The organism is Helicobacter sp. 'house sparrow 1' (genome assembly GCF_900199585.1).
Taxonomy (GTDB): domain Bacteria; phylum Campylobacterota; class Campylobacteria; order Campylobacterales; family Helicobacteraceae; genus Helicobacter_H.
In genome coordinates this window covers 52,490-65,453 of the sequence record NZ_FZQY01000001.1, presented here as the reverse complement: position 1 = coordinate 65,453, position 12,964 = coordinate 52,490, and the positions used below count along the sequence as shown (strand labels likewise).

The following is a 12,964-nucleotide window of genomic DNA, read 5'->3' as shown; positions in this document are numbered from 1 at the left end:
GATTAAGCTCTTTTTTGCAATCTCTCTAAGCACATCTTCTTAAAAACACTCATTATCCTCATATCATCTACTATCATTGCGTCTATAGATACCAAATTTAAAACTAGCTCCTCCCCAAATACTTCCCATATTTTCAAGCCTATTCTCTAACCAATAAGTAAAGTCATCTCTTTCCCCCTCTGAACTAATACCTGTATATTCCTCTGATGTCATTTTCTTCACAACATCTAAAAACCATCTTACTTGAAAACTTTCAAAAGCTCTTTATCCTTACTAAATTTTTATCCATTTCTCTCCCCTGTTTTTGATGTATTTTGATAATAAATAACTCTCTAAATATTCTTTAAAAAAAACAATTATAACTTCTACTTGCTTTTTACTCAATATTTTAAAATCAAGGCTAATTTTAACAATTAATAAAATATTTCTAATGGGGTGAAGTTGGTACATTGACTTATTGTCAATGTACCTTTAAAAAGAATCAATCAAGGGTATAAAGTAGATTTTTTTTATCCTCATAGCTAAGAATCTTGATTTTATCTCCCTCAATCAACAAAGCCCTTGCATTTGTAATATTTTCGGGATAAGAGATTACTTTTTCCACTTTTTGCTCTAATGGATCAATAATAATAATCACATTGTATTGCTTACTTAATGCATAAAGCTTGTTATGACGCGATACCATTGAAGTAATATAAAGATCTCCTAAACTTCTTGAGGGCTTAAGATCTGCTTTAGGAGTAAATTCAGCCGATAAAACCTGATCTTTTTCCAAAAACTGACTGATTACAAAAGTATTTTTATCTTTATTATTTGGAACCGTAGCTAAATAGAAATACTTTCCATCTGTAGCCACTGAAAGAGTGTGATGGAATTTAGATCTTACTGTATCTAATCTATTCCTGCCTAAATTTTCACCTCTTCCTTCAAATCTATCCGCCCCTTTAATAAAATCTGCATACTGCAATTGAGCATCTGCATTAGGATTTCTTGCAAACCTCAATAAAGTTTTATTAGAACCCATCAATAAATATTTATCTTGCATAAATGGAACAATTCCCACAATAGGGTTGATTGTAGCTGAAAAATTAGGATCAAGCTCAAAGCTATCTTCAACTTTAAAATCTTTATCTAAAAAATACACATCAAATTTTGAACTTGCAATCAAAGTATTATCAATGCTATTTAAAGTATTTAAGGGTTGATTAAATGGCAAAACTTGTGTATCTACAATCTTAAGACTTCTGTCAATTTTCTCAAATGGAGATTGATTGGCATTATGGTTAAAGCTTATAACTTTAGTAGGTGCAAAAGCATAATCAGGATCTTTTACATCACGCTTTCCTAAAAAAGAAATTCCACTCCAAGTTTCATTCCATCCCTCTGTTGACCAAACAACATTTTTGGGATTAAAAGAGAAACGAACTGGATCTCCTTGCCCTAAATAAGGAGGAATACCTGTGCTAACAAAAGCTTGGAGAATATTAGAAGCAACCACAAAAGCACAAACAATAAAAGCAGTTTGTTTATATTTTCCAAATGTTAGTTTTGCAGTTTCTAAGGCCTTAAAGCTTGGAGCAAAAATAAGCATCACGCCTAAAAGCAAGATAACTGCCCAAAACACAACCTCTGCCCAAAAATAAGTATGCAACCCAAATATCATAATACTAAAACCTTGATCTAAATCCCTACCTGCGTGATTCCCAAAATGTGCAAATGATTGATAAAGACCAAAGGCAGTTACAATTAATAAAGCTGCAATATACTTTGGCTTGATTCCAAACCTAACAATAAAAAGTGCAATCACTCCAATAAAAATCATTGCCTCTCTCTGACCCCAGCATAATGCACAAGGACTATCTCCCATCACATACCCAAGAATAAAATTTGCAATTCCTACAGGAAAAAGGATAATCAGAAAACCAGCCAAGCACATTAGGTTATAAAACAAGTCTACAGCTTTTTGTTCTTGTTTTTGTTCTTGTTTTTGTTCTTGTTTTTGTTCTTGTTTTTGTTCTTGCATTTTAACCCCCTAAAGATTCATTGTGGTAAGAATACCCAAGGACTTGTGTCCCACATACATAAAAATCATCAATGCCCAAGAAAACATCAAAATACCAAAGGCTAAATTTTCTTTTTGGGGCTTCCTAATCATCAAAATCATAGCTATCAAAATCAATAGCATTTCCAGAAATTCCATACAACATCCTTTTTTTGATTTAGTCTTAAGACTATTGGGATTATATAACTTAAATCAAAAAATGATTCTCAAAAAAATCTGAAAAGTAATTTTATTAAAAAATAAATTAAATGTTCTATAATTAGCAACTTATTTCTGGTGTTAGGATTTTAATGCAAAATCAACTAAAATTTTTCTTCTTTGCAATTCTTGCTGAAAGTTTCATCATTTATGCAAGTGTATTAGTAAAAATTATTGACATCAAGCCTATTATGCTTGGTTTTTATCGTGTTGCACTTGCCATCCCTGTTTTCCTTTTCTTTGCACGCAAAAGCTTGCTTAAAGTATCTCTTAAAGATTGTTTATTGATGATATTAGCAGGAATATTTTTTGGTTTAGATTTAGTATTTTTCAATACAGCTTTACATCACACAAGCGTAGCTCATGTCAATCTTATTAGCTCTCTTGTATGTTTTATCCTTGTACCCATTGGAATTATATTTTTCAAAGAGGAAATACAAATAAGCTTTGTTTTAGGTGCAGGAATCACCCTTATTGGTATTTTTTTGCTTCTTGGAGGAAAGGATTCTAATAGTGTTTCATCTCTATTTGGAGATTTTTTAGCATTTATTAGTATGTGTTGCTATAGCATATTTTTAGCTCTTGTCTATAAAATGAGAAAAACATATGGAGCGATGCTACTGATGGTTTTTTCCTGTGTTGGATCTAGTATTTTACTCCTAGGCACAGGAACTATTCTAGAAGGTTTTCAAGCTCCTATGCATTTAAAAGATTGGTTATTGGTGCTATTGGTGGTAATGTTTGGACAAATTCTTGGACAAGGTTTTTTTGGCTACATTATGGGGAAGCTTGACACACAAACCTCCTCACTAACGCTACTCCTATCACCTATTATTGCAACAATCCTTGGCTATCTATTTTTAAAAGAAACAATCAATGTCTATGAAATGATTGGTATATTATTAATAATTTTTGGTGCATTTATTGCAAAACGCTAATACACATAACGCAATCCTGCACCAAAATAGTGTAAGTGTGAGAAGTTACTAAGATGATAGAAACTATAATCATAATCTAGATAAAGTGCCAAGTTATCAATGACAAAAATTGAAAGATCTACGCCAAAACTCGGCTTCCAAGCAATATGATTTTTAGATCCATAATTAACTACAGATAATCCATAGCCAATTTTTGGTGAAATAGAAAAGATGTTGGTAACAGAAATATTATAGAGCCAGAATAAATTAACTGCAGTAATTCTTGAGCCTTTTTCAGGAGAATCTACCTGTGTAAAAGGAAACAATACCTCAGCATAAATACCCATTTTATTCTTGTCCCAAACTCCATAAGTAACCTGTAGATTCTGCAAGCCACCCATCTCACCAAAAGCCAAATACTTATATCCAATCCCAGCATAGTATTTTCTTCCCCAGAGATCAGAAAAGGTATGCTTTGTTTTTACCTCTGTTTCTGATTTTGTTTCTGATTTTGTTTCTGTTTCTGCCCAAATGAAACAAAAAAAAGAAAATATACATAACAAGCGTGTAATTTTCATATATCTCAAACCTTCAAATAAAAATAAATCTCTTATAAAAATTAAAAAAACAACCCAGCAATAAACTTAATAATCTCAACTACAGCAAAGCCAAAAAATACGCATAAAGCTATCTTCTTTGTGAGTCCCCAAGGATTTAAAATCTTCTTTGCCGTGCGATAGCCAGATAAAATAGCCCCAGTAAAACCTCCACCTGGAAAACCAAATGCAGAGGCAAAATAGAGATTTTTTACACTTTTTGAATCATATCTTTCTCTACCCATAAAGCCCTCTTTGTTTTGATCATATCCATAAGGGGTTCCCTTTCTGGTTCTAATATATCTTTGGATAGTCTTTGGTGTAGCCAACTCTGAATGAATGCAATATTGCATTATCCCAGGAAAAGTCTCTTCTAATCTTTTTTCAAAAAAAGCCTTTAATTCCTCTTTTTTTGCCTTATATTCTTCTTTTTCTAGATTCCAATCATCATATCTTGCAAATGTTGTAATTACACCTAAAAATCTATCATCTCTATCACTCAAACCACTATCGATTTTAGAATAATTTACAAAAACAAAACCCATATCCTTGTAATCTAATTTTGCATAACTAGAATCTTTGAAATCTTTATTTAATTCCTTGTCATCTAGAATAAAAGTGCTGTAATCCATATCAGGATAAATCTCACTTAAATTTTTTTCAAAGATCATATAAATGGATAAAAGTGAAGTTTCTGTCTCAAAATCTCTAGTAAGTCTAAGATCTTTTTCATAACTCCTATCTTGAGGCAAAAGCTCACTATATACAATCATAGGATCACAATTTGCAACAATCTTATCAGCATAAACCTCTACTTCTTCTTTAGTGTTCTTATCAAAGTATCTTACACCAACTGCCTTATTACCATCTAAAAGTATCTTAGTTACATCTGCCTTTGCTCTAACTTCTCCACCATTTTCAGTGATGATACTAGCAAAACCATTAGACAATGCTTGTGACCCACCCTTTACATACATTCCTTGTGTATAATAACCCTTTTGAGGAATTGCGTGATAGCTCCAAATAAACTTATAGGGATCATAGTGATAATAAACAAGATTAATATTTAAAATTCTTTTAAGTTTTGAATCTCTGATACACTCATCTAAAACCTCTCCAGCTGTCTTATTCCTAATAACATTGTATGTCAAGAATATTACAGTTGTAATTGGAGCAATAAAAAACTCTAAAAATTTCATATCAAAGGGGAATTTTTTGGCAATCTTGGCTTGGAAATCTATTTTTTTAAAATACTTATCAATCCCCTCTGCTTCATAAGGAAACATCTTCTTCAAAACTTCTTGCGTATTCCCATGAGGAATGATAAATTTTTCACTCTGTGATTGTATTGTCCAAGCTGTTGGCAATGGCACCAACTTAATTTTATCCCAAAGTCCAAGTACATCAAAGATATGATGCTTCATATCCCTATCTCTTGTGCCAAAATCAAGCTCATGTAATCCGGCATCTACCATCATACCTTTTCTAGGAAAGCAAGTAGCACATCCACCAATTAAACTATGTTGCTCTAAAACTAAAATTTTTTTTCCACTTTTGCTTAGGGTTGCACCACAACTCAACCCTCCTAATCCCGACCCTATAACTACAACATCAAACTTCTGCATTTATCAATAACTCCTTATTATTCTTGAGGCAATTTCTGCTTAACAATTTCTAAATCTATATCTTTTTGTAAAAATGGCTCTATTTCTTGTGGAGTTAGTTTCTTCCAATTAAATGTCTTTCCAAACAATCCCTTTTTATCTACAGAAGCTTTAACAATCAACATTTCGCCCTTAACTTCGGCTTTTACATAATAAGTTTTACCATTAACATAGTTGTAAATTCTGCCATCTCCATACTTTTCATCTGATTTTTCTATCAGATCCCATAAAAATATACTGCCTCTAATTTCCTGTTTTCTTTTTTCTTCATTTGGATTTTTTGTATCAAGTCCCAAATCAACATTATTTTTAGAAGCAAAACCATAGGCATAATATTTATTCTTCTCCTTAAAGATTCTTACAACACTTTCAACACCATCTTCATTTTTTGGTAGCAAATAATAGCCCGCAATATCACCCAATAAACTATGCAATGCAAATACAAAAACAATAATAAATACTCTCAATTTTTACCTCTTCTCTCAAGAATCTAAACTATATTAAAAAATCAAATATAGCAAACTCCCTTTATTTTGCCGTATATTATCAAAATATAATATATAAAACTAAGGGTGGGATTTACTTAAATAATTAACACTATTTCCATTGCTTTAAGTAAGTCTTACTAATTCTTTTTATTCTTGCTATTTCAAATCTTTTTCAATATAATAAGAACCAAAGAGGGACATACATTATTAAGTTTTACAAGTATTTGTTACAAGCTTATTTGGCTGTTCTGTAATTTAGAGAATGAATGAAAAGACAAGAAATCGGAAGTTTTTGGCATACAAGAGAAGGATATCGTGGTATTGGTTTAATGGAGCTTTTATCTATTAAATCCTTTTTAGATCATGGCTATAAATTCACTCTTTATACATACAATCTTAAAGACAAAATTTTAATTGATCTTTGTAATTTATTTGATAATTTTTCCATAGAAGATGGAAATAAGCTAGTTCCTTTTGAAAACTTTTTTCTAGATGACAGAGGAGCTGGTATCGCCACTTTTAGTGATTATTTCCGATACAGGATGCTAGATTCTGAATTGGGAAAAAGTGTATGGGTGGATCTTGATATGGTTTGTCTAAATTTTTATGATTTTAGTCAAGAAGAATATATTTTTTCTCAAGAAATAGATCTTGATCAGACCATGCCAAGAGTTACAAACTCTTTAGTAAAATTTCCCAAAAATTCTAGCTTTGGAAAACAGCTTATTTTAGAAGCTGAAAATATCATCAATCATAGAAAGCGGGTTCCCTGGGCTATTATTGGTCCTTCTTTTTTAGCCAAACAAGTCAAACAATCAAACTTAGAAAGATACAATTGGGATTATAGAAAAACTTGCCAAATCTCTTGGGGAAGGGCAAAAGATTTTATAAAAACTCATAAGTTTGATAGATCCCAACCTTTTTTACATCTCTATTCTGAAATGTGGAATACCTATATGATGAATAGAAACTATTTTTATAAAAACAATATCTATGGAGAACTTTTAGAAAAACACGAGATTAAAAAATTAGCTCATCAAATAAATTTCAATTTTACTTTTAAAGATAAATTACCCAACTTTTTATACCATTACTTACGATGGCTTCAGAAGCCTTTTCATAATAGAACATAAAGACATCAGATAGCATCAGCTTGTTTTAGCCACTTCATAAATCTTTCTATGGTAAAATATTATACGATACTATGGTTGTGGAGAGTATGTTTTAGCCACTTCATAAATCTTTCTATGGTAAAATCAATAGAATCTGTGTTTAATAACATTGCAAATTTTAGCCACTTCATAAATCTTTCTATGGTAAAATCAGGGCTTCTAACAAATCTAACTTCATCAAATTTTAGCCACTTCATAAATCTTTCTATGGTAAAATAAAATCTAATACTCCAAGCCAAGAGGAAATATTTTAGCCACTTCATAAATCTTTCTATGGTAAAATTAATTCTTTAAGAGTGTATCTACTAGACTTATTTTAGCCACTTCATAAATCTTTCTATGGTAAAATTCATACATAATAGAAGCAACTACACCAAAAATTTTAGCCACTTCATAAATCTTTCTATGGTAAAATCCCGTATGGGTTTCGGTTCATCACTTTTTTATTTTAGCCACTTCATAAATCTTTCTATGGTAAAATTTAGGCTTATAATACAAGGAGGAACAATGAATTTTAGCCACTTCATAAATCTTTCTATGGTAAAATACTGGCACTTATTTGATGTTGAAGAATTAGATTTTAGCCACTTCATAAATCTTTCTATGGTAAAATAAAGAACTTCAAACAATAAAGAATGCCCTAATTTTAGCCACTTCATAAATCTTTCTATGGTAAAATAAGAGATTAAAGAGGGATTAGAAAAAGTAGATTTTAGCCACTTCATAAATCTTTCTATGGTAAAATTATGGATTAAAGACTTTAGTTTTAAGTGGGATTTTAGCCACTTCATAAATCTTTCTATGGTAAAATAATATAAATTTTGATGTAGATGGATATTTGATTTTAGCCACTTCATAAATCTTTCTATGGTAAAATTTGTTGTTTTGCAAAAGCAATACAACTGGGATTTTAGCCACTTCATAAATCTTTCTATGGTAAAATTGCGATTTAAAATACTTGTTTAGTAATTTGATTTTAGCCACTTCATAAATCTTTCTATGGTAAAATAATGAACAACAAGACAAATCTACTATTTATATTTTAGCCACTTCATAAATCTTTCTATGGTAAAATTTGCATACAAAGTTTGCTAAGACCTAGAACATTTTAGCCACTTCATAAATCTTTCTATGGTAAAATTCAAATGATTTATCCGTAGATGCAGAAGAATTTTAGCCACTTCATAAATCTTTCTATGGTAAAATTGGGTATTCTATATTTTTAAATGATAGTATATTTTAGCCACTTCATAAATCTTTCTATGGTAAAATAGCAGGGAAGATTAAATATTTAAATAGACAATTTTAGCCACTTCATAAATCTTTCTATGGTAAAATACCCTTGGCTAAAACAAAGATGTAAAGGTTCTTAGGGACTATGAGATTTACCAAAATAGGATTTATGAAGTGGCTAAAATAAGGAGTTTTCTAGTTCTCCGCAGGGTAACTGCTTAGCATCCCAAAAAACTAGAGACTAAAAAAGTGTTAGCTGGATTGGCTCTTGAGCCTTTTCTGTGAGACTTCTTTCTCCCAAAAGTATCTTCATATTGTCAAATTGCTTTTCTGTAATAATAATTGCTCTAATATGACCTTTTTTTGGTACAAAGCTCTCTAGTTTTTGCATATAGGTATTTGCACTTTTAATCCCTTTGCAAATCCTCAGATATACCGAAAATTGCAACATAAAAAAGCCTTCCTTAAGTAGTCTTTGACGAAATTTAGTTCCTGCTTTTCTCTCTTCTTTTGTTTTTGTAGGTATATCAAACATCACCAAAACTCTCATAAATTTCTCTTCCATTGCTATCCTTGCTAAAAATAGGCAATTCTAAATAATTTTCTTTTTCCTGTATGGACTTTGCCAAACTCCATACTACACGCGTAATTACTCTATACATCGGATAAAATTTTTTATTTAGTAAAACTTTTGCATTAATGATATTTACCAACTCTACCCTATTTTCTAAACTCAATATATTAGAAAATTTCATTCTTGCTACTTTAGAATCCACAAAGACTCTAAAAGGCTCTATCAAATCATCTGCAAGATTATAGGGATTAAATTGATTATGATGATTTAACCCTAATGATGGTAGCAAACCTGATGCTACAATATTTCTAGCAAGGATTCCTCTAATAATTGCATAACCATAATTTAACGCAGAATTAATAGCACAAAAATCCCCTCTACTAAAACCCCTACCAAATAATGCAGGAAAGTAGATCATAGAAGCTTTAGATTCGTTGTTTGTGCTATCATTTAGCTTTACTCCTTTTTGTAACAACAAAATCTTTTGTGCCACTGCAATTTTATTCTCTAAAATAAGAAGCTGTGCTTGATTATAGATTTTTTGTTGAATAATTTTTTGCCACAAGATTGATTTTAATTGCTGTTTTATTTTAATTTGATCTTGCAATACTTTTGCACCTCTATAATGCGGAAGAAATGGCATAAAAATCCCATTTGGAATATGTGAAGCATCGCTTACAAAAACTAAAATCTTATAATCTGCAAAAATACTTAGCAAACTAGAACTTAAAGCAATTTGGGGAGTATCTATCACAATTACTGAAATATCTTTCAATGGAATTACAACAACCTTACCCTCTTGTAGAATCTGCAAGGAATTATTCTTACAAGAGAGCTTAGCAGGGGTGCTAAGAAAAAGAGTGCGGTAGGATTCTTCAAACATTTTTGTTAATAATCCCCACTCTCTTCATTTCTCCCAATTCTTTTATTTCTCCAAGTGGAGAAATTTTTACTTTTTTAAAGACTTGTAGTTTTTGGATACCACATTCTGTTTTTGAAAAAAGTTTTTTATTTTCTTTTTTAAAAAATATCTCTTCGCTTTCATTTTTAAGCTCATATTTGCTTAAATGTTCAAAAGAAAGAGATGCATTTCTAGTATCTGTACTTTTATAAATTGCCAAAATTGGCTCTTGCATACCTTTTGCTTGAATCAATACACAATCATTCTTAAAAAGTGAAAAGCAAAAATCATAATTCTCATTCATCTCTATCCAATCTTTTATTACTCCATCTTTATTTTTTCCTGAAACAATTGCTCTATTTGGCAGTATTTTTTTGGCAAAATCAAAAGTATAAACTGGCACTACATAAAACAATCCCCTATCCTTACTTCTAAAAATATCTACTCTTACCATCTCCCCATTATCTACAATTCCTCCATTAACCTCCCTTACTTTGCCATATTTTATGGCTTTTTGTAATCCTATCTCTCCACCAAATCTTTTATAGTATTCACTTCTTTTTCTAATTGTTTCCTTGTGCAATGCTCCACTAATTTTTTGAGAAACATTATGTGATACTATAATTTTTTTGATACTTTCTTCTATTTTTATTTTGAAGTCTGGTATGGGATAACGCAACTTAAGCTTTGTCATATAATCCCCATCTTTATTAAGTTTTTGGATTTTATAATCAGTTTCTTTATAAGCAAGCTCTCTATCTTGCAAAAATTTAGAGTATTTTTGTATTACAGAATCATTAATACAAGCAATAATGATAGCATCTTGTGCATGGTGCAGATGATGATCTCTATTTTTACTCACCAAACCCCAATAACTTCTCATTGCAGAGGTTAAAGAGCCTGAAACAACCCTAATGCGATCTCTCTTAGAATCTAATGGCAAAAACTTAAAATAATTTTTTACATAAAGGCTAACAACTCGATTGATGTATCCTGTATCTACCAGATTCCTTGTAAGAAAATCTATTTTTTCTCCGCTCTTTCTCTCTTTAAAAGATTTACTAATAATTCTCATTTTCTTCTTTTTATCATATTTAGTGCTAAATACACGAGCCACAAACTCATTCCATCTTTTTTCATCAGATCCAAAAAACTCAAAAGGGGTTTTATTTAGCTTATTTTGATTTTCATCTCTAAAACACAATACTTTATTCATCTGAGAATCATCCAAACTACGACTTAATGGAAAATAGTGATCAATATCTAACATTTTTTCATCAAGCAGATGTTGTATTGTAATTTTTTTTCCAGAATAGATACATTGCTCATTTTGTAAAATCCAAAGTTTAAATTTCAAAATGTCATTTTTGGTGAGATTATGTTTTTTCATTTCTTGGATTGCTTGTAAATTTATCGCCTCATTGTCCTTTTGGCTCTTTTCTAAATCACCTCTTTGTTTTTTACTCAATCCCACTTCTCTAGCAAGCTCAATATTTAGATAATGAAAGCTCCCGTGTTTTTTTACAATGGCATTAAAAACCTTTCTAAACTCACTCAAAGCACGATTTACCACAGGATTTGTAATATCAAAATAACTATCTTGTTTTGCAATCTCTTTTAAAGGAGGAAGAAAATCTTGCTCCAAAGCCTTGCGTGGAATGATAATTTTTTGATCCTCTAAAATCTTTAGTGCTTCATCATATCTTATTCCTTTTTCCATCAATGGAATCAAATGCCCTAATGCTTCTAAGCTTAGATTTAAATGCTTACTAAAACTAAGTTTGGCAGTCTTTATGTTTTGTATCTGTTCTTTTGTTAATCCCAAACTAGCCAAATCCCTAGCAATTTTTTCCCAATCCTTATTTTTTCCTAAAATCTGTGCAATCTCATCTTGAGTTTTGAGGCAAATATCTGGATTTGCTGCTAAAAGCTTTAGGGTATTTTCTAAAGCTATGAAGGTTTTGCTTTCTGTTTTATCACTCTCATATACTAAATCCCTAAATTGAAATTCTTGTGGAAGCTCTAACATTTCTCTAAGCTCTTGATAATTTATCCCTCTTTTTTTGGATTTTGCTTTCTCTAAAATTTGAGCAATCATTGCTGGTTTATCCCATACAATCCCCGTTTCTTTACTAATATAAAGCAATGTATTTAAAATTTTTGTTAGAGCAACAAATCTTTCTGCACTAGGAGAATTTTTACAAGCTCTCTCTTTTGTCGCAAAAAACTGACATTTCCCCACCTTGTCTTCAAAACTCTTTAAAGGACGCTGGTAAAAAATAAGCCCTTCTAACTTCTGCTTACTTTTAGCATCCCTATCTCCTAATAATTCTCTTTCAAATTCTTGAGTAATCATTTCATTGCCAAATTTTTTTTGTCTTTCAAGAATGATTTCCAACTCTTCTTTAAGATCGCTTCTTCCTATACAACGATTATAATTTTCCTCACCTCTATTTCTTACATTGCAAAATTCAAACTTTGAAGAATCCTTGCGCTTTTTTTGAAAATACTTCTCACACATCATTGAACCAATGGTTTCATATTTTCCCTCTAATAGTTCTTTTCTGTTTTCATTAATTGCTTTTAAGATTTTACCACTATCTGAATCTTCTAGTCCATAGGTAATATCATCATATCCCCTGCGCTTTGTGATATGCAAAATCACTCTAGCTAATTCTTCATTTTTTAGCTTTCTTTTTAAGGCCTCTAGTCGTAATTGCCACGGAGATATAAAGTCTTTAGAAGTTTCAAAAATAGGAGGCAAGGAATCTTCTTTTGCAAAGAAAAGATTTGATGGTAAATTTAATGCCTTTATTAGATATTTTTTTACCTGTAAGATTCTGGCTTTTCTGCGTTGGTTTCTTCTTCTTGCACCTCTTGCTATCCTTCTTGGTAGAGCTAGAGAGCTTTTATCCTTGGGATGTTCTGCCTTGGTGAAAATTCTAACTCCACTATCAATAATATCAATATCTTTTTCATTTTGCTCAATTAATGCCCAACCTATGCTTGCAATCCCTATATCAACCCCTAGAGTCTTGATACCCATCTCTCTGCTCCTTTTATTTAAAATTCCTTAAATTATATCTATTTTTTAACTTCTATAGAATGCGCCAATAAATACAACAGGTTTAAAAAATTAAAAACAAAAATATTTTTATA

General features: G+C 30.9%; 11 protein-coding genes and 1 CRISPR repeat array. Of the genes, 2 read left to right on the top strand and 9 right to left on the bottom strand.

The genetic code is table 11. The features are described from left to right. Positions 1–63: 63 nt before the first annotated feature. The 3 genes from C6H31_RS06985 to dba all read right to left on the bottom strand — a co-directional run bounded on the left by C6H31_RS06985 (position 64) and on the right by dba (position 2,200). Positions 64–222 (bottom strand): hypothetical protein, encoded by a 159-nt coding sequence (locus C6H31_RS06985; RefSeq protein ID WP_158654758.1) that lies wholly within the window; start codon positions 220–222, stop codon positions 64–66. Positions 223–481: 259 nt separating this feature from the next. After that, a complete protein-coding gene (locus C6H31_RS00275) occupies positions 482–1,936 on the bottom strand; it encodes a disulfide bond formation protein B (protein WP_104696841.1) in 1,455 nt (484 codons plus the stop codon). A gap of 96 nt (positions 1,937–2,032) precedes the next feature. Next, positions 2,033–2,200: a disulfide bond formation protein Dba gene (dba, locus tag C6H31_RS00270; RefSeq protein ID WP_104696812.1), complete on the bottom strand. Its 168-nt coding sequence runs from the start codon at positions 2,198–2,200 to the stop codon at positions 2,033–2,035. A 152-nt stretch (positions 2,201–2,352) separates the two neighbouring features. On the opposite strand from dba, the gene C6H31_RS00265 reads away from it, so the two are divergent. Continuing rightward, positions 2,353–3,198 (top strand): DMT family transporter, encoded by an 846-nt coding sequence (locus C6H31_RS00265; protein ID WP_104696811.1) that lies wholly within the window; start codon positions 2,353–2,355, stop codon positions 3,196–3,198. Here C6H31_RS00265 and C6H31_RS00260 read toward each other — a convergent pair. From C6H31_RS00260 to C6H31_RS00250, 3 genes are read right to left on the bottom strand one after another with little or no spacing between them, the layout of a single operon-like run. Then, positions 3,195–3,755 (bottom strand): hypothetical protein, encoded by a 561-nt coding sequence (locus tag C6H31_RS00260; RefSeq protein WP_104696810.1) that lies wholly within the window; start codon positions 3,753–3,755, stop codon positions 3,195–3,197. The two genes, C6H31_RS00265 and C6H31_RS00260, sit on opposite strands and share 4 nt — an antisense overlap. A 41-nt stretch (positions 3,756–3,796) precedes the next feature. Then, on the bottom strand, positions 3,797–5,398 hold the full coding sequence (locus C6H31_RS00255; RefSeq protein WP_104696809.1) for a phytoene desaturase family protein: 1,602 nt from the start codon (positions 5,396–5,398) through the stop codon (positions 3,797–3,799). A gap of 17 nt (positions 5,399–5,415) precedes the next feature. Then, a complete protein-coding gene (locus C6H31_RS00250; protein WP_104696808.1) occupies positions 5,416–5,904 on the bottom strand; it encodes a DUF2147 domain-containing protein in 489 nt (162 codons plus the stop codon). 287 nt (positions 5,905–6,191) lie between these two features. Here C6H31_RS00250 and C6H31_RS07025 point away from each other — a divergent pair, with 287 nt between their 5' ends. Further along, positions 6,192–7,058: a hypothetical protein gene (locus tag C6H31_RS07025; protein ID WP_199768139.1), complete on the top strand. Its 867-nt coding sequence runs from the start codon at positions 6,192–6,194 to the stop codon at positions 7,056–7,058. A 22-nt stretch (positions 7,059–7,080) separates the two neighbouring features. Next, a CRISPR array of direct repeats spans positions 7,081–8,435; the repeat unit is 36 nt; unit sequence ATTTTAGCCACTTCATAAATCTTTCTATGGTAAAAT. 136 nt (positions 8,436–8,571) lie between these two features. Here the strand turns inward: C6H31_RS07025 and cas2 are convergent. Genes cas2 through cas9 form a run of 3 tightly spaced genes read right to left on the bottom strand, consistent with a single transcriptional unit; the run spans position 8,572 to position 12,851 of the window. Continuing rightward, entirely contained in the window at positions 8,572–8,895 is a 324-nt protein-coding gene (cas2, locus tag C6H31_RS00240) for a CRISPR-associated endonuclease Cas2 (RefSeq protein ID WP_233709985.1), read from the bottom strand. Next, a complete protein-coding gene (gene cas1 / locus C6H31_RS00235; protein ID WP_104696807.1) occupies positions 8,858–9,787 on the bottom strand; it encodes a type II CRISPR-associated endonuclease Cas1 in 930 nt (309 codons plus the stop codon). Before cas1 ends, cas2 begins: the two co-directional genes overlap by 38 nt. Beyond that, complete coding sequence (gene cas9, locus C6H31_RS00230) at positions 9,780–12,851, bottom strand: type II CRISPR RNA-guided endonuclease Cas9 (RefSeq protein ID WP_104696806.1); 3,072 nt, start codon at positions 12,849–12,851, stop codon at positions 9,780–9,782. Before cas9 ends, cas1 begins: the two co-directional genes overlap by 8 nt. Positions 12,852–12,964 lie beyond the last annotated feature (113 nt).

What these genes read in the sequence shown, in the direction of transcription:
- cas9 (WP_104696806.1), bottom strand. Translation starts at nt 12,851, where the DNA reads ATGGGTATCAAGACTCTAGGGGTTGATATAGGGATTGCAAGCATAGGT.
- C6H31_RS00260 (WP_104696810.1), bottom strand. Translation starts at nt 3,755, where the DNA reads ATGAAAATTACACGCTTGTTATGTATATTTTCTTTTTTTTGTTTCATT.
- C6H31_RS07025 (WP_199768139.1), top strand. Translation starts at nt 6,192, where the DNA reads ATGAAAAGACAAGAAATCGGAAGTTTTTGGCATACAAGAGAAGGATAT.
- C6H31_RS00255 (WP_104696809.1), bottom strand. Translation starts at nt 5,398, where the DNA reads ATGCAGAAGTTTGATGTTGTAGTTATAGGGTCGGGATTAGGAGGGTTG.
- cas1 (WP_104696807.1), bottom strand. Translation starts at nt 9,787, where the DNA reads ATGTTTGAAGAATCCTACCGCACTCTTTTTCTTAGCACCCCTGCTAAG.
- cas2 (WP_233709985.1), bottom strand. Translation starts at nt 8,895, where the DNA reads ATGGAAGAGAAATTTATGAGAGTTTTGGTGATGTTTGATATACCTACA.
- dba (WP_104696812.1), bottom strand. Translation starts at nt 2,200, where the DNA reads ATGGAATTTCTGGAAATGCTATTGATTTTGATAGCTATGATTTTGATG.
- C6H31_RS00275 (WP_104696841.1), bottom strand. Translation starts at nt 1,936, where the DNA reads ATGTGCTTGGCTGGTTTTCTGATTATCCTTTTTCCTGTAGGAATTGCA.
- C6H31_RS00265 (WP_104696811.1), top strand. Translation starts at nt 2,353, where the DNA reads ATGCAAAATCAACTAAAATTTTTCTTCTTTGCAATTCTTGCTGAAAGT.